The organism is Serratia proteamaculans, assembly GCF_949794035.1.
Classification (GTDB): domain Bacteria; phylum Pseudomonadota; class Gammaproteobacteria; order Enterobacterales; family Enterobacteriaceae; genus Serratia; species Serratia proteamaculans.
This window is the reverse complement of sequence record NZ_OX461105.1, coordinates 4,558,175-4,582,313: the sequence shown is the minus strand read 5'-3', so window position 1 is coordinate 4,582,313 and position 24,139 is coordinate 4,558,175. Positions and strand designations below refer to the sequence as shown.

Genomic DNA, 24,139 nt, shown 5'->3' with positions numbered 1-24,139 from the left:
TGATGCTCGCTGTTAGGCATTATTAAAAATAGAGCTGCGGCTCTGCTTTTACTGATGTCTATCGGACGCTGCCGATACCAGTCCCCGATAGTTACCTGATAATCTTAGGAGAGTCAGCCGGTCACGTTTGCGCTTTATACTGCAACGCCGGGCATCAATTTGCCGGGGTAACCTTTGTTATCTCATCACCGTGCCCCATGGCACACCCTCATCCTTAACCGTTTGAGAGTTAGCACAATGAAAGAATTGAAAATAGCCACCAGCGCCAGTTTGGTCGCCACCATTGAAACGCTGCGCCAAATCGTTCGCGTAGAGCAAACGGACTATACCGATGTGGCCGCGTTAGTGGTGTCGGTCGACGACGTTAACGCAGGTATCCTGGCGCAGCTCAAAGCGACCGGGTTCGAGATCCCGACTTTTGTGGCGGTGGCGGGGGACGAGCATCTCTCCCCGGACTATCTGCCCTTGATCAGCGGCGTTTTTGCACTGGAAGGGGCCAGCAAGGCGTTCTATATGGCGCAGCTGGAAGCTGCCGCCGATGCCTACGAACAGGCGCTGTTGCCGCCGTTTTTCAAAACGCTGAAAACCTATGTGGAAATGGAAAACTCAACCTTTGCCTGCCCGGGCCACCAGGGTGGGGAGTTCTTCCGCAAGCATCCGGCCGGCAGGAAGTTTTTTGAGTTCTACGGTGAAACGCTTTTTCGTTCTGACATGTGCAACGCCGACGTTAAGCTGGGCGATTTGTTGATCCACGAAGGCTCGGCCAAGGATGCGCAAAAGCACGCGGCACGGGTATTTAACGCCGATAAAACCTATTTCGTGCTCAACGGCACCTCGGCCGCCAATAAGGTGGTGACCAACGCGCTGCTGACTCGTGGTGACCTGGTGTTGTTCGATCGCAACAACCATAAGTCCAACCACCACGGTGCGCTGATCCAGGCCGGGGCGACCCCGGTGTATCTGGAAACCGCGCGTAACCCGTTTGGTTTTATCGGCGGCATTGATTCGCGCTGTTTTGATGAGCGTTACCTGCGCGAACAAATCCGTGAAGTGGCACCGGAGAGAGCCGATGCGGCCCGTCCGTTCCGCCTGGCGATCATTCAGCTGGGTACTTACGACGGCACCATCTATAACGCCCGCCAGGTGATCGACACCATCGGCCACCTGTGTGACTACATCCTGTTTGACTCGGCCTGGGTGGGTTACGAAGGGTTTATCCCGATGCTGAAGGAGTGCTCGCCGCTGTTGCTGGAGCTGGATGAACTGGATCCGGGCATCTTTGTTACCCAGTCGGTACACAAGCAGCAGGCCGGTTTCTCGCAGACCTCGCAGATCCACAAGAAAGACGATCACATCAAGGGCCAGAAGCGTCACTGCAACCACAAGCACCTCAACAATGCTTTCATGCTGCATGCCTCGACCAGCCCGTTCTACCCGTTGTTTGCCGCGCTGGACGTTAACGCCAAGATGCATGCCGGGGCCGCCGGTCGCCGCATGTGGATGGACTGCGTGAAGCTGGGTATCGAGACGCGCAAGCAACTGCTGGAACGCTGCTCGCAACTCAGGCCGTTTATTCCGCTGCAGGTGGCGGGTAAAAACTGGCAGGATTACGACACCGATCTGATCGCCAACGACGCGCGCTTCTTTGATTTTGTGCCGGAGGAGAAATGGCACGGCTTTGAAGGCTACGCGCAGGGCCAGTATCTGGTCGATCCGTGCAAGCTGCTGCTGACCACCCCGGGCATAGACGCGGCCACCGGCCAGTACACCGAGTTTGGCGTGCCGGCCACCATTCTGGCCAACTTCCTGCGTGAGAACGGCATCGTGCCGGAGAAATGCGACCTTAACTCGATCCTGTTCCTGCTGACCCCGGCGGAAAACCCGGCCAAGATGGAACAGTTGGTGGAGATGCTGGTGCAGTTCGAGCGCTATGTGGAAGAAGACGCGCCGTTGAGCGTGGTGCTGCCAACGGTGTATCGCAAGAATGAACAGCGTTATCGCGGCTATACCCTGCGCCAGCTTTGCCAGGAAATGCACGATCTGTACGTCAGCTTTGACGTCAAACAGCTGCAGAAAGAGATGTTCCGTCAGCGCCATTTCCCGCAGGTGATGATGAACCCACAGGACGCCAACGTGGAGTTTATTCGCGATAACGTCGAACTGGTGCCGATTGGTCAGGCGGAAGGGCGCATTGCGGCAGAAGGTGCATTGCCATACCCACCAGGCGTGCTGTGCGTGGTGCCGGGGGAAGTGTGGGGCGGGGCGGTGCAGCGTTACTTCCTGGCGCTGGAGGACGGGATCAACCGGCTGCCGGGGTTCTCGCCGGAATTGCAGGGCGTGTATATCGAGAAAAAAGATCACGGCTGGAAACGCATCTTCGGCTATATGATCAAGCCATAGATTTGAGCGGCCCACAGGGGCCGCTTTTAAATCATCCCGGCCCAGGATGACAAAGCTGTGTGGTGGCACTACCTTTTAGGTAAAAGCCACGGGTGCCGGAATAAGATGATGAAAGAAGAGGGTAATCTCGAGTGGGTCGGCCGAGAGAAAAGACGTTCAACGCTGCGGAATTTTAACTGGTTCTTATTGGTTAATGTGCTGCTGGCGCTCTATCTGCTGCTTCAGCGTGCTCAAACCTTCGGTGAGCGCTCGTTGAGTTCCCTGTTACGTGGTGCACCGGCGATCTGCGGTGTGGTATTGCTGTCGGCCCTGTCTTTTGTCGCGATCCGTCAGTTGGCTACCCGAGGAAAATTGGCGTCCTGGCGTGGTGCGGTGGTTTGCACTCTGCTGTTGGCTCTGTGTTGGTGCGGCGTTTTTCACCATCTGATTGTCAGCGACAGTATTAATCTGCTTTACCCGTTAACACTCGGCCTGCTGTTTTCTTCTCTGATCGCTTTTTATCTGTCTCCACGGCTGTTTTTCCTGTTCAGCATTCCGGTGCTGCTGGTGGCGATTGCCGAAAATATTTTTATCCACAGCGCTTTTTCGCTGGTGAACCTGATCTCCTATGCGCTGATGCTGTTTCTGATTTATTCGGCGCAGAGCCGGCTGGAGCAATGGTTCCAACTGGCGATTGAGCGCGAGCAGGAAAACAAACGGCTGATTGAGCGCCTGAGCAAGCTGGCACACCGCGATCCGCTGACCGGCATCGCCAACCGGCGCTACTTCGACACCTACTTTGATGCGGTTCTGCTGCGGGAATCAACCCTGCAGGCGCCGTTTTCCCTGATCCTGCTGGACGTCGATTTTTTCAAAAAGTACAACGACCACTATGGTCATCAGCAGGGGGATGAGTGCCTGATCCGCCTGGCGGCCTGTCTGGAGAGCGCTACCCGGCGTTCGCAGGATCTGGTAGCCCGCTATGGCGGTGAGGAATTTATTATCTTGCTGCCAAAATCCGAAGCGCGTGAAGCAGCTCAGGTGGCAAAGAGGATAGAAGGGTTGCTCGCCGGTCTGGCGATGCCGCATGCGGATTCTGAAGTGGCGCAATGGGTGACGGTAAGTCAGGGGGTTGCGCAATGGCAACCGGGACAGAACCGTGAACAACTGCTGGCAGCTGCCGATCAGGCTCTGTACCGCGCCAAGGAACTGGGGCGTAATGGCTACAGCATTGCTTCGTGATGCTGGTGGTCAGGGCGACGGAAGAGACCGCCCTGACAGGGTGATTAACGGCGTCGATAACTCTTCTGCGCGTTGTTCACCTTCACCAGATAGCGGCGCGATTCACCGGCCGGATGCTTGGTGGTCAACGTCTGGTAGACGTCGCCCGGCTGCATGCCGTTGATAATGCCGACCGCACGGGTTCGGTCACTGGAGAACACTCGCAGCACGCTGCCCGCCCCGCCGTTATAGGCGGTGATCACCGCGTAGCGACGTGAGGTTGGGTTCTGAATACCCCCCAGATAGTTGTTCTGCAAAATGGCCAGATAGGCGGTGCCGGTGTCGATATTGTTTTCCGGATCGAACAGGTAACTGCGGCTTGGCTTGCCCCATTTCCCGCGCATCTGGAACACGTCTTTACCGGCGGTGTGCTGTACCACCTGCATCAGGCCCAGTGCATCCGAACCACTCACCGCATACGGGTTAAAGCTCGACTCGGTCTGCATAATCGCCAGGATCAGCGACTCTTCGACCCCGTACTTCTCCGACGCCTTGCGGACCATCGGCAGGTATTTATGCGCACGTTGGTCCAGGTGGTTCGGCACCAGTTGAATGGTGACCGAGTAAATCACGTGCAGACCGGAGGTGCGCTTTTGCAGTTTGCTCTGCACCAGATAGTCGGCAAAGTGCGCCGCACGCCATTCCCAGCGGATCGGCGCGCCTTTGTTATCCAGCACCTGGCCGTACAGGAACGGCTCTTTACTGATCTGGATATCGTTGACGTCGGAATAGAGATCGATAGAACCCGGATCGTCACCCATCAGCAAGGTGCTGATAATCGCCTGACGCAGGTGGGCGGCAGGATCGGTGGTGGCGATGGTTTCAATGGTGATGGCACCAGAATCAAAGTTGATGTGGCTACGGGTTTGATACTGGTCGGTGTATTTAACGTAATCTTTTGGCCCGGCGATCAGAACTTCGTTCAGACCCCAGATATTCTCGATGTTGTGGGCGAATTGGCCCATCAGGATCTCAAAGCCGTTGGTGTCTTTGACCAGGGCTTCGTTGACTTCGGTACTTTTTTTGCCGGAACAGGAAATCAGTAAAGGCGCTATTACTAGCAAAGCTAAAATTTTCTTCATCTTAAAGCCGTATACGAGAAGTATTGAAGAGGGCCAGCGCCTGGCCCCAACAGCGTTATTCGCTCGGTGGCGTATAGCCTTCGATGTGCACGTCGTGCCCTTCGAACAGGAACTTGATCATTTCCGCTTCCAGCAGTTTGCGGTCATCCACGTTCATCATGTTCAGTTTTTTCTCGTTGATCAGCATGGTTTGTTTTTTCATCCATTCTGCCCAGGCTTCCTTCGAGATCTCGTTATAGATGCGTTTGCCGACTTCCCCTGGATAAAGCTGGAAATCCTGCCCTTCAGCGTCGCGCTGCAGGAAGGTACAAAAAATGGTTCTGCTCATGCTAATTCCTCATCAATGGCGCTATCGCCAAATAAACCCTGCTGGCGTGGGGACTGTTTTGCCAACTGTTGCAACAGGCGGTCAACCGGCGCTGCCAGCCCGACAGAGGGCGGCTGCGCTAAGTTATACCAGAGACCGGCACCCTCATCCATGCTGGCGCCTGCGTCGTTCATTTCCAGCCAGACAGGCACGATATCCAGATGGAAATGACTGAAAGTATGACGAAATGCGGTCAACTGCTGCTGACGATTGTTTTTCAGACCGCGTTGTTGCAGCCAGAGTTCCATCTCTTCGCGTTCGCTAAACTGCGGGAAGCAGAATAACCCGCCCCACAAGCCGACGGCCGGCCGCTGTTCCAGCCAGGCTCGTTCGCCCTGTTGCAGCAATAAAAAGTAAGCGGTTTTTTCCGGCAGCGTCTGCTTGGGCTTTTTACCGGGGTATTTCGCCCAACTGTGATGGGCGTAGGCGATACAGCCGAGGCTGAGTGGACACAGCTCGCACTTGGGTTTGGAACGGGTGCAGACCATCGCCCCCAGATCCATCATCGCCTGATTGAACTGGCCGACGCCCTGTGCCGGGGTGACGTCTTCACTGATCTGCCACAGCCGGTTTTCGACGTCTTTTTTACCTGGCCAGCCTTCGACCGCATAGCAGCGGGCCAACACGCGTTTCACGTTGCCGTCGAGGATGGGGTAATGCTGGCCGAGCGCCAATGACAGTACCGCCCCCGCCGTTGAGCGGCCAATACCGGGCAGGGCGTGGATTTCTTCAAAGGTTGTCGGGAACTCGCCGCCGTGCTGTGCGACAATGGTCTGCGCCGCCTTGTGCAGGTTGCGGGCACGGGCGTAGTAGCCCAGGCCGGTCCACAGGTGCAGCACTTCGTCCAGTGGCGCTTCTGCCAGCGCACGCACGTTGGGAAAACGTGCCATAAAGCGCTGAAAATACGGGATCACGGTGGCAACCTGCGTTTGTTGCAACATGACCTCAGAGAGCCATACTTGATAGGCGGTCTTATCAAGCTGCCACGGCAGGGTTTTACGGCCATAACGCTGGTACCAGTCAAGCACCACCTGTGCGAACTGTTGTGCTTGCATCATAATAAGCAGCTTCGATATCCGGCAGAAAATGAAGCGCGATTGCAGCATAGAGTCATGATGCTGTAAACCGGAACTTTCCGACGTCGCACGGCAGGTACATCAGATGAACACTTGCTAAACCAATGTATCTTTGCATAATGCGCGTTTCCCTAATTAGCAGCCAAACAGACAGAAAGCACTATGATTAATGACGTCATCTCCCCAGAATTTGATGAGAACGGCCGAGCGATGCGCCGTATCCGCAGTTTTGTCCGCCGCCAGGGGCGGTTGACCAAAGGCCAGCAGCACGCGCTGGACAACTATTGGCCGGTGATGGGCGTGGAGTATCAGGCTGAACCTGTCGATATCACCGCACTGTTTGGGCGCGATGCGCCGACCGTGCTGGAGATCGGTTTTGGCATGGGCGCCTCGCTGGTGACCATGGCGGGCCATAACCCGCAGCAGAATTTCTTGGGGATTGAAGTACATTCGCCGGGCGTGGGTGCCTGTCTGGCCGACGCTACCGAAGCGGAACTGAACAACCTGCGCGTGATGTGTCACGACGCGGTTGAGGTGTTGGAGAATATGATCCCGGACGGGTCGCTGGACATGGTGCAGCTGTTCTTCCCCGATCCGTGGCACAAAGCTCGCCACAATAAACGTCGCATCGTACAGACGCCGTTTGTTGAACTGGTGCAGCGCAAATTGAAAGTCGGCGGCGTATTCCATATGGCCACCGACTGGCAGCCTTACGCAGAACATATGTTAGAGGTTATGAACGGGATCTCAGGCTATCGTAATCTTTCCAGCGATAATGATTACGTGCCTCGTCCGGATTCACGCCCACTGACAAAATTTGAATTACGCGGCCAGCGTCTGGGACATGGCGTTTGGGATTTGATGTTTGAGAGGAAAGAATAATGGCTAAGAACCGCAGTCGTCGTTTACGTAAAAAGTTACACATTGAAGAGTTTCAGGAGCTGGGTTTCTCCGTAGCATGGCGTTTTGCCGAAGGCACCGCGGTTGAAGATATCGACAGCACGCTGGACGCTTTCATCGACGAAGTGATCGAGCCGAACGGTATGGCGTTTGACGGCAGTGGCTATCTGCAGTGGGAAGGTTTGATCTGCCTGCAGACTATCGGTCATTGCACCGACGAACAGCGCGAACTGGTCAAAAAATGGCTGGAAGCGCGTAAACTGACCGACGTTAAGGTCAGCGATCTGTTCGATATCTGGTGGGACTGATTTCCCCAGCACGATCGGCGCGGCCCGGAGCCGCGCCAGCTTATTGATTTTAAGGTGCCTTAACGGCACCTTTGTTTTGTCCGGAGTGTGAGCGCGGTGGTAACGACATTGGATAACGCGTTGCTGGAAGAGATCCTGCAACAGGTGCGCCCGCTGATTGGCCAGGGCAAGGTGGCGGACTATATACCGGCACTGGCGGAAGTGGCGGCCGATCGTCTGGCGATCGCCGTTTGTACCGTCGACGGCGAAATGTTCCAGGCCGGGAACGCCACCGAGCGCTTCTCTATTCAGTCGATCTCCAAGGTGCTGAGCCTGACGCTGGCACTGGCCCGTTATCAGGAGCACGAGATCTGGCAACGGGTCGGCAAGGAGCCTTCCGGTCTGCCGTTCAACTCGTTGCTGCAGTTGGAGATGGAGCAGGGCAAACCGCGCAATCCGTTTATCAACCCCGGTGCGCTGGTGGTGTGTGACATGCTGCAAACGCGGCTCAGCGCTCCCAAGCAACGCATGCTGGAAGTGGTGCGCCAACTGGCCGGTGAAGAAGACCTGGCCTACGACTCGCGGGTTGCCCGTTCCGAGTTTGAACACTCCGATCGCAATGCGGCGATAGCCTATCTGATGAAGTCGTTCGGCAACTTTGAAAACGACGTGCTCACCGTGCTGCAAACCTATTTCCACTACTGCGCGTTGCGGATGAGCTGCCAGGAGCTGGCACGTAGCTTTGTTTATCTGGCCAATCACGGGCGTGATCTTAGCGGGCGCGAAGTGATCAGCCCACTGCAGGCGCGCCAGATCAATGCGCTGATGATGACCAGTGGCATGTACGACGGCGCGGGAGAATTTGCCTACCGCGTGGGCATGCCGGGCAAGTCCGGTGTTGGCGGCGGTATTGTCGCCATCGTCCCCGATGAGCTGTCGATCGCCGTCTGGTCGCCGGAGCTGGATGCCTCCGGTAACTCACTGGCGGGAACTGCGGCGCTGGAACTGTTGTCTCAACGGATTAGCCGTTCGATTTTTTAATCCCACCACGGAAGGGAGTCAGGAGAAAATATGTTAAAGAAAACCGGGTTAGCCTTACTGCTGTTGACTGCTTCACAGGCGCATGCCGAGTATCAGTGCAGCGTTAAACCCCAGGACGACGTGATTATCAGCCCGCAGAACGTGCAGGTGACAGGCGCCAGCGGCAACCTGCAGATTTCAGCGGATGGCGATGTGACCCGCAACGGCCAGGCGTTGAGCCTGAATGACAGCCAGCGTCAAAAGGCCTTCAGCTACCAGAGCGCATTGCGTAAAGAGCTGCCGTGGATTGACAATGGTGCACAACAACACCTGGAAAAAGCGCGTGTGGCACTGGACAAGGTGATCGTTAAAGAGCTGGGCAGCGACAGCAACGTGCGCAACCGCCTGACTACGCTCAATGGCCAGCTCAAGCAGCAGATGAACCGTATTATTGAACACCGCAGCGACGGCCTGACCTTCCATCACAAGGCGATTGATCAGGTTGAGCAGGATGGCCGTAATCTGGTGCAGCAGAGCATGGGCGGCGTATTGCAGGACAGTCTGAATGAGATGGGCGTCAAGCAGGCGGCCAACAGCGGCGGCAATCCGCTGCAGGCGATCATGGGCAATCTGGGTGGCCTGCAGAAGGCGATTCAGAACGAATGGAACAACCAGGAGCAGGACTTCCAGAACTTTGGTCACGATGTCTGTAACCGCGTTACCGGCCTGGAAACCCAACGTAAAGACCTGCTTAATGCTTTGAAGTAACGCGAAATTACCGTGGGTAGCGTGTTTTTTGACCTCCTGATGGTTATCTGACAGACTGGTTGAACTATGTACAGATTCATGGGTGTTTACGGAGAACGCTATGAGCCATACTCGCTACGAAACTGATGTTGTCGCCTGGGCAAATGAACAGGCAGCTCTTTTGCGCTCCGGAAAATTGTCTGAGATCGATGTTGAAAAGATCGCCGAGGAGATTGAGGACGTGGGAAAGAGCGAGCAAAGGGAACTTGCAAGCCGTATGACAGTGCTGATCGCGCATCTGCTGAAATGGAAATATCAGCCGGCGCGTCGTGGCACCAGTTGGGAAAGAACCATTAAAGCACAGCGCAAAGAGGTGCTTTACAGTCTGAAGGAGTCGCCGAGTTTAAAAGTCAAGCTTAGCGACGCTGACTGGCTGGATGTCATTTGGTCCAAGGCGATAGCGCTGGCGACGACCGAAACCGGGTTGGATGTTTATCCGGAAAACGGTATTTGGGATATCCAGCAGGTGCTTTCCCACGAGTTCTATCCAGATTAAAACCAAAAAAAAGCGCTGATAATTCAGCGCTTTTTGCTATTCGTCTGCCAGAAAAAGCTCCAGCAGTGAGTTAAGGAACAGTTTGCCTTTCTCGGTGATCTGCCAATATTCCGGCGTCTCTTCCAGATAGCCTTTCGCCAGTGCTTCGTCCAACTGTGCACGGATAGTGCTTTCATCCAGCCCGGTGTAGTTGACGAACTCGGCACGCGGCGCCGCCTCCAGCAGGCGGAAGCGGTTCATAAAGAACTCGAACGGCCGATCTGCTGCCGTCACCTCATGCTGCTTGTCCATATACTTGCCCTGCATAAAACCGCGCGGATGCTTGGTTTTCGCGGTGCGCAGAATGCGGCCGTCGCTGAATGTCAGTTTGCCGTGTGCGCCACAGCCAATCCCCAGATAGTCGCCAAAGCGCCAGTAGTTGAGGTTGTGTTGGCACTGGTAACCCGGCTTGGCATAGGCCGAGGTTTCATATTGCTGATAGCCGGCAGCGCTCAGTAACTCATGGCCCCGTTCGAAAATATCCCACAGCGCGTCGTCGTCCGGCAGGACCGGCGGACGTGAACTGAACAGAGTATTGGGTTCGATGGTCAGCTGATACCACGACAGGTGCGGCGGATTAAGGGCAATCGCCTGGCGCAAATCGTCCAGCGCCTCTTCCAGCGACTGGTCCGGCAGGCCATGCATCAGATCGAGGTTAAAACTGCGCAGGCCAAGACCGGTGGCCAGGTGCGCGGCACGTTTGGCCTCTTCCGGGCCGTGTATGCGTCCCAGGCGAGTTAACTTCTCGGCGCTGAAGCTCTGCACTCCGATAGAGATGCGGTTCACTCCGGCGCGCTGGTAGCCGCTGAAGCGATCGGCCTCCACGGTACCGGGATTGGCCTCCATGGTGATCTCGGCACCGTCAACCACGTGGATGCGTGCTCGCACGCCGTCCAGCAGCGATTGCATCGCCTCGGCACTCAGCAGGCTGGGGGTGCCGCCGCCGATAAAAATAGTACTGATTTCACGGCCGGCTACCAGCGGCAGATCGGCATCCAGATCCGCCAGCAGGTGATCGACATATTCCTGATGCGGGACTTCGCCCTTCAACGCATGCGAGTTGAAGTCGCAGTACGGGCATTTCTGCACGCACCACGGGATATGAATGTACAAACTTAATGGAGGCAACTTAAGCATTGCGCATCGCTTCCAGCATCAGTTTCAGTGCTTTACCACGGTGTGATACTGCGCGTTTCTCGTCGCGACTCAGCTCGGCGGCGGTGCGGCCCAGTTCCGGGACGTAGAAGATCGGATCGTAACCGAAACCGCCTTCACCTGCCGCGGCGTGGGTGATTTCACCGGCCCAGCTGCCGTGGAACACCAGTGGCGTTGGGTCTTCTGCGTGGCGCATATACACCAGCACGCAGTGGAACTGCGCACCGCGGCTGCCCTGCGGCACGTCTTTCAGCGCCACCAGCAGTTTGTCGAGGTTTTGCTGGTCGGAGGCGTCAACACCTGCGTAACGCGCAGAATAGATGCCCGGTGCGCCGCCCAATGCGTCTACCGCCAGGCCCGAATCGTCGGCAATCGCCGGCAGGCCGGTGATTTGCGCCGCGTGACGGGCTTTCAGGATGGCGTTTTCAATAAACGTCAGGCCGGTTTCCTCAGCGGACTCCACGCCCAGCTCGGTTTGTGCGACCACATTCAGCCCGAAATCGGCCAGCAGGTCGGCGAGTTCGCGCACTTTGCCCGGGTTTCCGGTGGCAAGAACGACTTTTTGCATGATGACTACCTTGAAATTTATTCGATTAGCGCCGCGACCACGGCGGGGATCTGTTGCGGATTAACGATGCGTAACTGTTTATGCCGCCCCAGTTCGCCTTTCTCGATGGTGACGTTGCTTTTCGCCACCTTGAACTGCTTGGCGAGAAACTTGATCAGATGAGCGTTGGCCTGGCCGTCTACCGGCGGGGCGGTAATGGCGACTTTAAGTTCGTCGCCATGCAAACCGACAATCTGGTCGCGGCTGGCTTTCGGCTGAATATATAGCCTGATCGCCAGCCCGTCCAGCATCGGGGTCACTGCACTCACAGCAGGAACCAGATCTCACCGAACAGATCCATGCCCAGGTAGTTGATCAGATACAGGATCAGGATCACCACCATCGCTGAAAAATCAATGCCGCCCATTGCCGGTAAAATACGGCGGATCGGGGACATTAAAGGTTCGGTCAGTTGATACATCAACTGATCAATCGGGCTGCGTCCCTGGCTGATCCAGCTCATCAGCGCGCGGATAATCATCACCCAGAAGATCAGGTAACCGGCCGACTTCACCAGCGAGATCAGCCCAAACAACAGATTATATGGACTGAGTGACATCGCACCGCCCTGGATCAGCAGCAGCAGCGGATACTTGATGGTCATCAGCAGGAACGCCAGCAGCAGCGATGCGCTGTCGATCGGTCCGAGGGACGGAATGACACGGCGCAGCGGGCCGATCACCGGTTGGGTGATCTTTACGATAAACTGTGCGAATGGGTTGTAAAAGTCAGCGCGCGTCCACTGCATCCAGATGCGCAGCAGCAGTACCATGACGTACAGATCAACAACGGTTTTGACCAAAAAAGTCAGCGTTAGCATGTAGTAGCCCTTCTCCTTAACTCTCGATTATTTAAAATGATTTTTCCATTTCCTGCGCACGGGAAACTGCCGCCTGCATGGCTTTGGCCACGGTTGCCGGCAGCTGTTGTTCGTTGAAGACCCGCAGCGCTTCGGCGGTGGTGCCGCCTTTAGAGGTCACTTGCTCACGCAGGGTCGACAATGGCGTATCCGGGTTGGCTTCCACCAGCGCGGCAGCGCCGGAGGCCGCCTGCTGCACCAGATTACGGGCGGTCTGGCTGTCGAAGCCCATACGTTCGGCTTCTTGCTGCATGGCTTCCATAAACAGGAAGAAATAAGCCGGTGCACTACCGGCAGCGGCGATGACGCCGTTAATGCCGTTTTCGTCATCTACCCAGCACACCTTGCCGACTGACGCCATCAAATCGCTGCTGTAGTCGCGGTCCTGTTGGCTGACCTGTTGCGGTGCATACAGGCCGCTCATGCCTTTACCTACCAGTGAGGGGGTATTGGGCATGATGCGCACGATGTTCAGGTTGTCGCCCAGCAGTTGGTAAAAACGGCTGACCTGGATACCGGCGGCGATCGACAGAACCAGCTTGCCGCTGAAATCGACCCGTTCACGCAACGGCTGACAGACATCGGCCATCATCTGCGGTTTTACCGCCAGCACCACGACATCAGCCGCTTGAGCACAGGCCAGGTTGTCACTGCTACTGATGATGCCGTAGTCCGCCGCCAGTACATCACGGTTTTTAGCCGAAGGTGCACAGACGCTAATGGATTTGGCCGGATAACCGCCCGCCACCAGGCCAGCGATGATAGCGCGTGCCATGTTACCGGCACCAATAAAGGTAATCTTACGATGCTGCATCAAAATCCCTCGTTAATGTGTCAGGCCTGTGAATAATCACGGGCGCCAAAAATGGCGGTGCCTATACGCACCATGGTGCTGCCTGCGGCAATCGCTGCCGTCATGTCGTCGGTCATGCCCATCGACAGCGTGTCCACCTGCGGATATTGCTGTTGCAGAGCCAGGAAGGCGTCGCGCATCTGACCGAATACCGCCAACTGGCTCTGGTAATTCTCTTGCGGTGCTGGAATGGCCATCAGCCCGCGCAGCCTGACGTTTGGCAGCGCGGCAACCGCCTCTGCCAGCGCCGGCAATTCAGCCAGTACAATGCCAGATTTACTCTGTTCATCGCTGATGTTTATTTGGATCAGAACGTTAAGCGGTGGCATCTCTGCCGGGCGCTGGTCGCTCAAACGCAGGGCAATACGCAGCCGATCAACGGTGTGGCACCAGGCGAAGTTCTCTGCCACCAGCCGGCTCTTGTTGGATTGCAACGGGCCGATAAAGTGCCAATCCAATGTTGCGCCTTCCGGCAGCGCGGCGAAATGCTGAACCTTATCCACGCCTTCCTGAACATAGTTCTCGCCGAAGGCGCGCTGGCCTGCCGCGATGGCTTCTGCGATCGCCGCCACAGGTTTGGTTTTGCTTACGGCAAGCAGCGTAACTTCTTCTGGAGCGCGATCGCAGCCTTGAGCGGCCGCGGCAATGCGGTTTCTGACATCCTGCAGATTCTGTTGGATAGTGCTCATTATTGACCCAGGAGATTGATATGGATATCGATGAATTCGTGGCCCTTAGTGTAAAGCATAATGCTTCCGATCTGCACCTTTGTACCGGACATCGGCCGATGTTGCGCATTGATGGTGAACTGCAGCCGCTGGCAGGGGCAGAAATCCTGACCGCAGCGAGAATGCAGCTGTTGTGCAACACCCTGCTGCAACCGTTGCAGCGGCAGCAGTTACAACAGTTGGGGCAGCTGGATCTGGCGCTTTCACTGGCGGGTGAGATCCGTCTGCGTGCCAATTTCTTTCTGCAAAGCCAGGGAGTCTCGATTGCTTTGCGGTTGATTGCCGGCCATTGCCCAACCTTGGCCGCGTTGGCCGCGCCAGACATTATTCCGGCTCTGGTTCGGCGCGAAGATGGCCTGATCCTGGTGACCGGTGCGACTGGCAGCGGAAAATCCACCACCCTGGCGGCGATGATTGACGAGATCAATCAGCACCAGCGTCGGCATATCCTTACGCTGGAAGACCCGATCGAATTTATCCACTGCAGCCGGCAGTGTTTGATCCAGCAACGCGAGCTGGGTCGCGACAGCCATAGCTTTGACGATGCGTTGCGGGCTGCTCTGCGTGAGGATCCTGATGTGATCCTGCTGGGGGAGCTGCGCGATACCACCACGATCCGTCTGGCACTGACCGCGGCGGAAACCGGCCATCTGGTGCTGGCCACATTGCATACCCGCAGTGCGCCGCAGGCGGTGGATCGGCTGGTGGATGTTTTTCCGGCGGAAGAAAAACCTTATGTGCGTGCCCAATTGGCCGGCAGCTTACAGGCGGTGATTGCACAAAAATTGTTGAGTCGGCCCGGCGGTGGCAGGGTAGCAATTTTTGAGGTACTGACGGCAACGGCGGCGGTCAGCAGCATGATCCGCGAGGGCAAAACCCATCAATTGGCTAACGTGCTGCAAACCGGCGGGCAGTCCGGTATGCAGACCTTTGAACAGGGGCTGCAGCAGCGGGTTGCGCAGGGAATATTATAATGCCACAATCGCTAAAATAGCCGTTGTGAGATGATAAAACCCATCGGTCATTCTGTAATAACCCATTAAAAATATTAACTCATGCCCTTTATTAACTATTTAATGAAGCGTTTGAGCGTATTTCCTGAATGCTGTCTTTTGGATAAGGATATCCTTATGAACACCTGGTTGATTATTGACGATCATCCGGCAATTTGCTTTGCGGTTAAGACAATTCTTGCTCCATTAGGAAATAACTTAATTATAACCGCCACCAATGGAATGGCGGCATTGGCAAAAATAAAACAGGTTCAGCCCCAGTTGGTCATTCTGGACATTATGCTGAACAAAATGGACGGTTTGCAGATCCTGCAACACATTCGTCAAATAGATAGTTCAATGAAAGTGGTGGTCTATAGCAGCCTGCCGGCGGAGATCTATGCCGAGCGTGTCTGGCGTGCCGGTGCCTGCGGTTTTTTCAGTAAAGAGCTGGATGTTGGCCAACTGGCGCCACTGTGCCAACTGGTGTTGCAAGGCTATCTTTGTTTTCCTCAGGGAACCTTTAGCTCGTTGCTGAATACACCAGCGAAAAATGAAGATGTCATGACGCGCCTTTCCGATCGTGAATTGACCGTGCTGCGTTATTTGAGCGAAGGATTAAGCAATAAAGAGATTGCCGATCGCTTGCTGTTAAGTAATAAAACCATCAGTACTTATAAGGCACGTCTGATGGATAAACTAAAGGTCCATCGCGTCGAGGATTTGGCGAGTTTTCTTCATCATCAAAATAGTCGCATTGATGATGAATAAATTATTTTTAATATTGCTGTTGTTTTGCAGCAGCGTCATCGCAGAGGTTACCCCGACCTTTCGGGAAATAAACCTGGATAGCCGTAGCCAGGTTCAATTGCCCGAGCCGGGGCTTAAAGGCAGCGACTGGCAATGGTTGCGCCAAAAACGCATGCTGATCTACGGCACGGCAGCGCCCAATTATCCTCCTTATGACATCACCACCGGGTTGCATGACTATGGGGGGATTAATGCCGATTATCTGGGCATCATCGGCTACAACCTCAATATCCAGGTACGAGTCCGCTACTACGAAAGCTATGAGTTGCTGCTACAGGCCCTGGCCAGAGGGGAAGTGGACCTTATCGCTAATGCCAGCGACGAGGATAAGCAGAAACATGGCCTGTTGCTCAGTCATCCTTATCTGGTCGCCAGTCCGGCACTGGTCGAGAGAACCGACAGCCTGCTGCACAGTAAACCGATCCGGCGGGTCGGCATTGAAAGTTTGTACCGCAACCGTAAAGCTTTGATCCGGCGCTTTCCGGCTGGCAGCACTCAAATCTACGACTCCTCGCGACGTGCACTGGAGGCCCTTTCTTTTAATAATCTCGATGCGTTTATCGGTGACGCTATCTCCGCCCGCTATCTGATCAATCAGGCAAACCTGAATAATCTGCGTCTACAACTGTTGCCGCAGGAAGATGCCAACGGTTTTGCTTTTGCCGTAGCGAGTAGCAATGGCCGTCTGCAAAGGATATTGAACCGGGTATTGGAGACGATCCCCGACAGTGCGGTGGTGGCGATCCAGAGTCGCTGGAGCGGCGGGGCGCCGATGGCGTCTGCCGGAAAGCACCTGCTGTTTACCTCGCTGGAGCGCAAATGGATTGAAGATAATCCCAGGGTTCGAGTGGTGGTTAACGATGATTTTGCGCCGCTGAATTTCTTCGATGAACAGGGTTATTTTCATGGACTGACGGCGGATGTGCTTGAGGCGATCTCTACCCGCACCGGGTTGAGGTTCGATGTCATTCGGGCCACATCATTGCAGCAGTCGCTGGAGGAGATGAAAAGCGGCAAAGCCGACGTGGTCGCCGGCGTTACTCTGGATGCGGTGTGGCCCAACGGGCTGTTAACCACCCGTTCCTATCTGTTTAATTCCTGGGTACTGGTGGGGCATGAGGCACAAAAAGCCGATTTGCAGCCGCAGCGTATTGCATTGGTCCGGGGTCATCCGCTTGATGCGTTCTTGCGACAGCACTACCCGCAGAGCCGCATCATCCCAGTAGCGACGCCTTACGCCGGGATTGAGGCCTTGACCGACGGGCGTGCCGATGTACTGGTGTTGCCGATGATCAGCGCAGATTTTCTGCTTTCCCATGGTTCTCAACCCGGTTTGCAGATCCTTCGTGGGCTGGATTCAGAACCGGCGCGTTTTGTCATGGGCGTTTCCGGCAGTGAATATCCGCTGGCGACCATTCTGGATAAGGCATTACTGAGTATTCCGCCGGAGGATATTCATGCCATGACCCGTAACTGGTACAACAATGCTTATCTAATGAACAGCGAGAGCGTTGAAGGGGTTTCCATGGCCCGGTATTACCGCCCGGCGTTACTGGCACTGGCTGCAATATTGCTGTGTTTTCTGGCGATATTTATTTTTTATCGTCGGCAATATCAGCACCGCCTGGAAGCCTTGCGTAATGAGATGGCCCTGCATCAGCAAATGTTGCTGGATGCCGTGCCGATACCCATTTATCTCACCGATTTAAAAGAAAAAATAATCTTGGCCAATGCACGCTTTTATCAAGCGCTGGGTCTGGCTCCGCCGGAGGCTGTAGGCAATAGCCTGGAAAGCTTTCAGCTCAGTCTGTCTGGCGCTGAAGATATTGCTCTGAGTTCAAATGAACAGGATCCCCATGCGTTGTTACTCACCCGACAGCTGACCTTTGGCGGGCAGCCCCATCTTTTGCAGCAGTGGAGCACCTTGCTGATGGCGCAGCAGGGGCAGTGTGACAGCAAGGTGGGCGGCTGGTTTGACATCACCGAGCGCGAGCAGCTGATTGTGCAATTGCAGCAAGCCAAGGAACGGGCCGATAGTGCCAACCGGGCGAAAACCACCTTTCTTGCCACCATGAGCCATGAGATCCGTACCCCACTGAATGCCATTATTGGCATGCTGGAACTGGTGTTGCGGCAGCGGCAACGCGGCGGGGAAGCAGATGTCGATTTATTGAATATCGCCCAGGGTTCGGCCCATTCACTGTTGGCGCTGATTGGCGACATTCTGGATATCTCGCGTATTGAGTCCGAACGTTTGGTGCTGCACCCGGAGCGCGCTGATTTAAGGCAGTTGATTGAGTCGGTGGCCATCCTGTTTGACGGAGTCGCTCGCCAGAAGGGGCTGGGCTTTAAGTTGGATATTGATGCCGAGATTGCCGGTGATGTGATGATCGACCCGGTGCGATTTAAACAGGTGATCTCAAACCTGGTCAGCAATGCAATTAAGTTCACCGGGCAGGGCACGGTCACCCTCAGTGCGCTGGTGGATGCCGTCGACGATGAGCGTCTGGAGATGCGAGTCAGGGTTATCGATACCGGCAAGGGCATTGATACCGCAACCCAGTCCGCACTGTTCCAGCCGTTCTCTCAGGGGAAAAATATGGCAGGCAGCCATGGTGCCGGGCTGGGGCTTTATATTTGCCGCACCCTGATCGCCATGATGAGGGGCAGCATTGCCCTGGTCAGTGAACCGGAAATCGGTACCGAGGTGACGGTTTCACTGTCGATACCGCGCCTGCTGGCAATAGTGCCGCCGCCGACGGCATCTCCGGTGGAAGCTCCCGAACGGGCTGGCTTACGGATCCTGGTGGTGGAAGATCACCGTGCCGGACGCTTGTTGCTGACGCAGCAGTTGCGCTTCCTTGGTCATCATCCGATCCCGGTTGAAGACGGCATACAGGCCCTGAAGGCGCTGGAGCAGCAAAGGGTCGATTTGGTGATTACCGATTGCCATATGCCGAATATGGACGGCTATGACTTCACCCGTCGGTTGAGGGTGAAAGAGCGCGAACAGGGCTTACCGGCGGTGGCGCTCTGGGGGCTGACGGCGGATGCCCAGGGCAGCGCCCGGGAAGCCTGCCTGCAGGCCGGGATGAATGATTGCCTGTTCAAGCCGGTGAATCTGCAAATTCTTACCGAAAAACTTCGCACCTTGTCAGTGGAACCCGGTGATACGGGTAGCGACCTGCAGATTTTTGATCTCGCAGCCTTACCCGCAGAATTGCGTGTTACTGGGGTATTCAATGAGTTTGTTGCAACGCTGATCGAAAGCCTGGACGAAGACTGCGCGGAGTTAAACGCACTGCGGGATCACCGGTCGCCAGATAACGGCCAGATTGCTGAAGTCGCCCATAAGCTGTTGGGTGCCGCCCGTTTAGTGCATGCCGATCTGCTGGCGGAGGCTTGTCGACGTCTGGCGGCGAGCGGTGATATCGATGATATGGATGCCGTGGTGCAGGCGGCTACCGATTTGATCGGGGTACTGCAACAGAGTCTTTCGTTGGCCGATACACGGACTACAGAGGGGTAGTCCGTTCCTACAGAGCAATGAAGCCATCTGTCGATATTAACGTCATCTGCATAAATCTATTATCTGTCCGACAAGATGGAGGGGGACATCCCCACTTATTTATCGTTGAAAAGGGACATGATAATGAAAAAAATGACTAAATTAATCGCACTGCCACTGGTTCTGGCGTTGGGTGCAGGTTTTGCTTCAGTGGCTACTGCGGCAGGTAACGATTGCAATGCCAAGCGTGGCGCAATTGAAAACCAGATCAGAGAAGCGCAGAAATACGGCAACAGCAACAAAGTGGCTGGGCTGCAGAAAGCCTTGAACGAGTTGCAAGCCAATTGTACCGACAGTGGTCTGGCCGCCAAGAACCAGAAAAAAATCGACAAGCTGGAGCGCAAGCTGGTTGAGAAGCAAAATAACGTGAATCAGGTACAGGCTGATTTAGGTGAAGCACAGGCACGAGGCGATGCCAAGAAAGTCGCTAAGTATCAGAAAAAGCTTCAGGAAAAACAGTCCGACGTGAATGAAATTACCGCTGACCTGCGTCAGGCTCGTGCTGAGCTGGCCGCCCTGCAAGGCTAAGCTTTTTGGCTCAAGACCAAAGGCGCGTAAAGCGCCTTTTTTTATTGGGTTAAAAAGCCGGTATTAACATTCCATGCTCTTCTCTCTGCGCATTTTGCTGCTGCTGACGGCACTGGTGGCTCCTGCCTGTCTGGCAGAGAGCAACAAAATTTACGTCATTGTGAATAATACCTACCATGGGCGTATCGGGTTCGATCAGACCCCCAGTGGAGAGGTTTGCATTACTGCCCCCCTGCTCAGGGAATGGGGAATGCGCTATCCGGACGTCGCCGCCATGTATTTCTCGGTCGAGGGCTGCGTGATGCCGACGGCTTTGACCCAGCGTAATATCAAAAAGTTTTTTGATCCCGATGCGCAGTTGTTAACCCTGGTGATCCCGGAGCCACTTATCACCAATAAGGAAAATGGCGTGGTCACCAGCCGTTGGGATGACGGCATTAACGCCGCCTTTGTCGATTATCGGCTCAATTACAGTCACTACCAGGGTGAAAAATACCGTAATACCGATCGTCGTCGTCGGATGAATGCGGATATTAACAGTGGCGTTAATCTTGGTGCCTGGCGTTTGCGTTACGAGCCGGTTTATCAGGAAGAAACCTGGGGTAAACCCGCATGGTATACCGAGCGGGCGTTCGCCTTTCGCGATATCCGGGCCTGGCGCTCTCAGTTGACCCTGGGCGATAACAACACGCCCTCTACGTTGTTCAAAAGTGTGAAGTATCGAGGTATCAGCCTGGTGTCGGACGACAGGATGTTACCGGATGGCCTGCGCGCTTTCTCACCCTGGCTACGCGGCTATGCGCGTAGCAACGCGCAGGTGAAGATCCGTCAGAACGGCGTGGTGATTTATCAGACTTTTGTTTCGCCCGGTACTTTTATTCTGAAGGATGTTTATCCACCGGCCCCTGATGGTGATATTGAAGTGATCATCAAGGAAAGTGACGGTACCGAAACCGAACGAAGGATCCCGTATTCATCGATGCCCAATCTGGTGCACCGTTACCATTGGAAGTACGACGCCACCGTGGGGAAATATCAGCCTTACCACGGTGTTGAACAAGCGCAGCCGGTATTTGGCGAAATGTCGCTCAGCAGCGGACTGGCCTATAAGATGACGCTGTACGGCGGTTTTCTCACCTCAGATCTTTATCGCAGTGCCGCCGTGGGCGTGGGCAAAAGTCTGGATCAGTGGGGGGCCTTGTCAATTGACTACAGCCATTCATCTGCGCTTGAGCCGCGGCGGCAACAGCCGGATAACGGCGGCATGGCCCGCTTGCGTTATGCCAAGGCGATACCTCAGTGGGAGTCCTCGTTTAGCCTGTTGGCGCAGTATTATCCCCCCAGACAAAGTTATCGCACTTTCAATGAGGCGATAGCCCAGCAGAAGACCTATTGGTGGGATTGGGAGGACGGTATTTTTACCGGTGATTTTGACGCTGAAAAAAAATACCGCCTCGAGGCAAGCTATAACCAATTCATTACGGATTCGGACAGTGCCTATTTGACGCTGGTAACAGAGACCCTGCGCGGGCAGGAGAAAGGCGAGACCAGTCTTGAGTTGGGGGTGAGCAGCAGTTGGGGTGAGCTGGACGTTTCCCTGCATGCTGAATATAACCAACGGTCTTACGGTAAAGATCAGGCCCAGGTCGGCCTGTCGTTCTCCATCCCCATGAGCGCGATATTGTTGCCGCGGGTGAGGCTTAACTACGACCATACGCTGGTGAAGAATGGCGAAGATAGCCGCCGCCTGGGGATCAGCGGCACGGCACTGAAGGATTACAGCCTCAACTATGCGGCCAGCGCTACGCAGAGCCAGAAAAAAGGCGGCAGCCAGGATCTCAGTGCCGGTTACCAATACAATGCCGGTCAACTGCGAGTAGGGTATTCGCGTGGCCTGGGTTATCAGCAGCAGAATGCCGAACTTTCAGGTAGCCTGATTGCATCCCAACAGGGAGTGACGCTCGGGCAAACTTTGGGCGAAACCATGGCGCTGGTCAGCGTGCCTGACTCGCCCGGCATCGGCGTGGATAACCAATATGGCGTGACCACCGACTGGCGCGGCTATGCGATTGTGGGGTCATTGACCTCGTATCGGGTCAATCGGCTGTCGTTGGATACTTACGGGCTGCGGGAGGGCTGGACGTTACCGGAGGACGAGATTGAAGTGGTACCGACGGCGGGTGCCATCATGTTCAGCCGGTTTGCACCGGCTGAAAAAGTTAGCCCAGCTGCCGCTCAAACCAGCTTTCCAGAATAACCACTGCCGAGGCCGAGTCTACGCTGCCCTTGTCCAGCGCGCGGAAACCGCCACGATCGAACAGGTTGGCGCGGGCTTCGACGGTGCTGAGGCGCTCGTCATGCAGTGCGATCTGGACGCCAAAGCGGCCGTGCAGGCGGTTGGCGAACTTGCGAGCTTGCTCGGTCACCAACTGTTCGGTGCCGTCCATGTTCAGCGGCAGGCCGACCACCACCAGATCCGGCTGCCATTCTTTCAGCAGTTTCTCGATCTTTTGCCAGTCCGGTGAACCGTCCTGAGCTTTGAAGGCCGCCAGCGCGCGGGCGCTGCCCGTGAGTTCCTGCCCGATGGCGGCACCAATGCTTTTGGTGCCGAAGTCGAAGGCGATAATGGTGCGGTTAGTCATCAGGCATGTCCTGCGTGGTTGGCAATGCTGCAGATGTCGATACCCAGACGGTTGGCAGCCGCGCGCCAGCGGTTGGCGATCGGCGTATGGAACAGAATGTCGGTGTCGGCTTCAATGGTCAGCCAGGCGTTTTCCAGCACTTCCTGTTCCAACTGGCCTTTTTCCCAACCGGCATAGCCGAGCGCGACCAGCACGTCATCCGGTTGCTCCGGGGTGCCCAGCGTTTCCAGCACGTCTTTCGAGGTGGTGATCATGGTATCCGGCGAGATCTGAATGCTGGAGCCAAAGCCTTTGCGCGGCGTATGCAGAATAAAACCGCGATCGTCCGCCAGCGGGCCGCCGGCAAATACCGGTTTGTCCAGGCTGATGGCCGGATCGCGCGCCTGCGCTATGATCTTCAGTTTGCTCAACACTGTTTCCACCGTGAACTGTTCCACCGGTTTATTGATCACCAGGCCCATGGCGCCGTCTTCATTGTGCTCGCAGACATAAATCACCGAGCGTTTGAAGCGAGGATCCTGAAGTGATGGCATAGCGATAAGAAAATGGTGCTGTAAATTCATGGTGTTATTTTAGACAGTTGATGGGTGATAAGTTAAACAGCCGCCAGTATGCGGCCATCCCCGTCGCCTTTCAAGTTGCAGCGTGAGCCGAGAGCCTCGATCCAGGAAACCAGGATTGCGGGCGACATCGCCGCCCGCACTGCGGATTACTTCGCTGCCAGACGCTTTTCGATCGCGTCCATCAACATGCCGGTGATCGACACCGGGAAGGCCGCTTCGATTTCGCGCGCGCAGGTTGGGCTGGTGACGTTGATTTCGGTCAGTCGATCGCCAATCACGTCCAGGCCAACGAAGATCAGCCCTTTTTCTTTCAGCGTCGGGGCTACCGCACGAGCAATTTTCCAGTCGCTTTCGCTCAGCGGACGCGCCTCACCCCGGCCACCGGCCGCCAGGTTACCGCGGGTTTCGCCCTGCGCCGGAATACGTGCCAGGCAGTAAGGCACTGGCTCACCGTCCACCACCAGAATGCGTTTATCGCCTTCCTTGATCGCCGGAATGAAGTTCTGCGCCATGCAGAAACGGCTGCCGTGTTCGGTCAGGGTTTCGATAATCACCGACAGGTTCGGGTCATCCTGTTTCACACGGAAGATTGACGCGCCGCCCATGCCGTCCAGCGGCTTGAGGATGATGTCGCCATGCTGCTGGTGGAATTTGCGGATGTGCGCTGCGCTGCGGCTGACCAGGGTGTCCGGCGTCAGTTCCGGGAACCAGGCGGTGAACAGCTTTTCGTTGCAGTCACGCAGGCTCTGTGGCTTGTTGACCACCAGCGTGCCCTTGACCTCTGCGCGCTCGAGAATATAGGTCGCGTAGATGTATTCGGTATCGAATGGCGGATCTTTACGCATCAGGATCACGTCCAGATCATGCAGCGCCAGATCCTGCTCGCTACCAAAGCTGAACCAGCTCTCTTTATCTTCTTTCACGTTCAGCAGGCGGGTACGGGCGCGGCCGTCACCGGCGTGCAGATAGAGATCGTCCATCTCCATATAGTGCAGTTCCCAGCCACGGCGCTGCGCTTCGAGCAGCATGGCGAAGCTGGTGTCTTTCTTGATATTGATGGAGGCGATAGGGTCCATCACGATGCCGAGCTTAATCATCTT

The 24,139-nt window shown here is 55.6% G+C and carries 24 protein-coding genes; 12 read left to right on the top strand and 12 right to left on the bottom strand.

The genetic code is table 11. The annotated features are described in order from the left end of the window. Window positions 1-237: 237 nt before the first annotated feature. Both speF and QOT07_RS21290 read left to right on the top strand, forming a co-directional pair. The gene (speF, locus tag QOT07_RS21295) at window positions 238-2,400 is read left to right on the top strand and encodes an ornithine decarboxylase SpeF (RefSeq protein ID WP_283603877.1); all 2,163 of its coding nucleotides are present in this window, start codon (window positions 238-240) and stop codon (window positions 2,398-2,400) included. A 105-nt stretch (window positions 2,401-2,505) separates the two neighbouring features. Next, window positions 2,506-3,621, top strand: a complete 1,116-nt coding sequence (locus tag QOT07_RS21290; protein ID WP_283603876.1) for a GGDEF domain-containing protein — start codon at window positions 2,506-2,508, stop codon at window positions 3,619-3,621. Window positions 3,622-3,665: 44 nt separating this feature from the next. Here the strand turns inward: QOT07_RS21290 and mltC are convergent, their stop codons facing one another. From mltC to mutY, 3 genes are read right to left on the bottom strand one after another with little or no spacing between them, the layout of a single operon-like run. Then, window positions 3,666-4,742 (bottom strand): membrane-bound lytic murein transglycosylase MltC, encoded by a 1,077-nt coding sequence (gene mltC / locus QOT07_RS21285; protein ID WP_099063360.1) that lies wholly within the window; start codon window positions 4,740-4,742, stop codon window positions 3,666-3,668. A 55-nt stretch (window positions 4,743-4,797) separates the two neighbouring features. Further along, on the bottom strand, window positions 4,798-5,070 hold the full coding sequence (locus QOT07_RS21280) for an oxidative damage protection protein (RefSeq protein ID WP_020828614.1): 273 nt from the start codon (window positions 5,068-5,070) through the stop codon (window positions 4,798-4,800). Then, window positions 5,067-6,215 (bottom strand): A/G-specific adenine glycosylase, encoded by a 1,149-nt coding sequence (mutY, locus tag QOT07_RS21275; RefSeq protein ID WP_283603875.1) that lies wholly within the window; start codon window positions 6,213-6,215, stop codon window positions 5,067-5,069. Before mutY ends, QOT07_RS21280 begins: the two co-directional genes overlap by 4 nt. Before the next feature lie 132 nt (window positions 6,216-6,347). Between mutY and trmB the strand changes: the two genes are divergently transcribed. The 5 genes from trmB to QOT07_RS21250 all read left to right on the top strand — a co-directional run bounded on the left by trmB (window position 6,348) and on the right by QOT07_RS21250 (window position 9,695). Next, a complete protein-coding gene (gene trmB, locus QOT07_RS21270; protein WP_207977523.1) occupies window positions 6,348-7,067 on the top strand; it encodes a tRNA (guanosine(46)-N7)-methyltransferase TrmB in 720 nt (239 codons plus the stop codon). Then, window positions 7,067-7,393: a YggL family protein gene (locus tag QOT07_RS21265; protein ID WP_020828611.1), complete on the top strand. Its 327-nt coding sequence runs from the start codon at window positions 7,067-7,069 to the stop codon at window positions 7,391-7,393. Before trmB ends, QOT07_RS21265 begins: the two co-directional genes overlap by 1 nt. Before the next feature lie 96 nt (window positions 7,394-7,489). Next, the gene (glsB, locus tag QOT07_RS21260) at window positions 7,490-8,413 is read left to right on the top strand and encodes a glutaminase B (RefSeq protein ID WP_099063405.1); all 924 of its coding nucleotides are present in this window, start codon (window positions 7,490-7,492) and stop codon (window positions 8,411-8,413) included. A gap of 30 nt (window positions 8,414-8,443) precedes the next feature. Continuing rightward, complete coding sequence (locus QOT07_RS21255; RefSeq protein ID WP_099063362.1) at window positions 8,444-9,160, top strand: YggN family protein; 717 nt, start codon at window positions 8,444-8,446, stop codon at window positions 9,158-9,160. Window positions 9,161-9,260: 100 nt separating this feature from the next. Further along, window positions 9,261-9,695: a DUF29 domain-containing protein gene (locus tag QOT07_RS21250; RefSeq protein ID WP_207977525.1), complete on the top strand. Its 435-nt coding sequence runs from the start codon at window positions 9,261-9,263 to the stop codon at window positions 9,693-9,695. A gap of 36 nt (window positions 9,696-9,731) precedes the next feature. On the opposite strand, the gene hemW is transcribed toward QOT07_RS21250, so the two are convergent. Genes hemW through QOT07_RS21220 form a run of 6 tightly spaced genes read right to left on the bottom strand, consistent with a single transcriptional unit; the run spans window position 9,732 to window position 13,897 of the window. Next, complete coding sequence (hemW, locus tag QOT07_RS21245) at window positions 9,732-10,871, bottom strand: radical SAM family heme chaperone HemW (protein WP_099063364.1); 1,140 nt, start codon at window positions 10,869-10,871, stop codon at window positions 9,732-9,734. After that, complete coding sequence (locus QOT07_RS21240; protein WP_099063365.1) at window positions 10,864-11,457, bottom strand: XTP/dITP diphosphatase; 594 nt, start codon at window positions 11,455-11,457, stop codon at window positions 10,864-10,866. The genes hemW and QOT07_RS21240 overlap by 8 nt, the downstream gene beginning before the upstream one ends. Window positions 11,458-11,474: 17 nt before the next feature. Further along, window positions 11,475-11,765, bottom strand: coding sequence for a DUF167 family protein YggU (yggU, locus tag QOT07_RS21235; protein WP_261416318.1), 291 nt, complete (start codon window positions 11,763-11,765; stop codon window positions 11,475-11,477). Beyond that, window positions 11,762-12,316 carry a YggT family protein gene (locus QOT07_RS21230; RefSeq protein ID WP_085118923.1) on the bottom strand — a complete coding sequence of 185 codons (555 nt, stop codon included), beginning with the start codon at window positions 12,314-12,316 and terminating at the stop codon, window positions 11,762-11,764. The genes yggU and QOT07_RS21230 overlap by 4 nt, the downstream gene beginning before the upstream one ends. Window positions 12,317-12,347: 31 nt before the next feature. Further along, complete coding sequence (gene proC / locus QOT07_RS21225) at window positions 12,348-13,169, bottom strand: pyrroline-5-carboxylate reductase (RefSeq protein WP_207977527.1); 822 nt, start codon at window positions 13,167-13,169, stop codon at window positions 12,348-12,350. A gap of 20 nt (window positions 13,170-13,189) precedes the next feature. Next, the gene (locus QOT07_RS21220; protein WP_207977529.1) at window positions 13,190-13,897 is read right to left on the bottom strand and encodes a YggS family pyridoxal phosphate-dependent enzyme; all 708 of its coding nucleotides are present in this window, start codon (window positions 13,895-13,897) and stop codon (window positions 13,190-13,192) included. Window positions 13,898-13,917: 20 nt separating this feature from the next. On the opposite strand from QOT07_RS21220, the gene QOT07_RS21215 reads away from it, so the two are divergent. From QOT07_RS21215 to QOT07_RS21195, 5 genes are all read left to right on the top strand, one after another. Further along, the gene (locus QOT07_RS21215) at window positions 13,918-14,910 is read left to right on the top strand and encodes a type IV pilus twitching motility protein PilT (protein WP_099063368.1); all 993 of its coding nucleotides are present in this window, start codon (window positions 13,918-13,920) and stop codon (window positions 14,908-14,910) included. A 156-nt stretch (window positions 14,911-15,066) separates the two neighbouring features. Further along, window positions 15,067-15,699, top strand: coding sequence for a response regulator transcription factor (locus tag QOT07_RS21210; RefSeq protein WP_261416314.1), 633 nt, complete (start codon window positions 15,067-15,069; stop codon window positions 15,697-15,699). After that, on the top strand, window positions 15,689-19,267 hold the full coding sequence (locus tag QOT07_RS21205) for an ATP-binding protein (RefSeq protein WP_283603873.1): 3,579 nt from the start codon (window positions 15,689-15,691) through the stop codon (window positions 19,265-19,267). The genes QOT07_RS21210 and QOT07_RS21205 overlap by 11 nt, the downstream gene beginning before the upstream one ends. A gap of 123 nt (window positions 19,268-19,390) precedes the next feature. Beyond that, window positions 19,391-19,834 carry a DUF1090 domain-containing protein gene (locus QOT07_RS21200; RefSeq protein ID WP_099063371.1) on the top strand — a complete coding sequence of 148 codons (444 nt, stop codon included), beginning with the start codon at window positions 19,391-19,393 and terminating at the stop codon, window positions 19,832-19,834. 73 nt (window positions 19,835-19,907) lie between these two features. Beyond that, a complete protein-coding gene (locus tag QOT07_RS21195) occupies window positions 19,908-22,091 on the top strand; it encodes a fimbria/pilus outer membrane usher protein (protein ID WP_283603872.1) in 2,184 nt (727 codons plus the stop codon). Here QOT07_RS21195 and ruvX read toward each other — a convergent pair. The 3 genes from ruvX to gshB form a co-directional block, all read right to left on the bottom strand. After that, the gene (gene ruvX, locus QOT07_RS21190) at window positions 22,054-22,476 is read right to left on the bottom strand and encodes a Holliday junction resolvase RuvX (protein WP_012146730.1); all 423 of its coding nucleotides are present in this window, start codon (window positions 22,474-22,476) and stop codon (window positions 22,054-22,056) included. The two genes, QOT07_RS21195 and ruvX, sit on opposite strands and share 38 nt — an antisense overlap. After that, window positions 22,476-23,039 carry a YqgE/AlgH family protein gene (locus QOT07_RS21185; RefSeq protein ID WP_099063374.1) on the bottom strand — a complete coding sequence of 188 codons (564 nt, stop codon included), beginning with the start codon at window positions 23,037-23,039 and terminating at the stop codon, window positions 22,476-22,478. The genes ruvX and QOT07_RS21185 overlap by 1 nt, the downstream gene beginning before the upstream one ends. Window positions 23,040-23,185: 146 nt before the next feature. Further along, on the bottom strand, window positions 23,186-24,136 hold the full coding sequence (gene gshB / locus QOT07_RS21180) for a glutathione synthase (protein ID WP_099063375.1): 951 nt from the start codon (window positions 24,134-24,136) through the stop codon (window positions 23,186-23,188). Window positions 24,137-24,139: the final 3 nt, after the last annotated feature.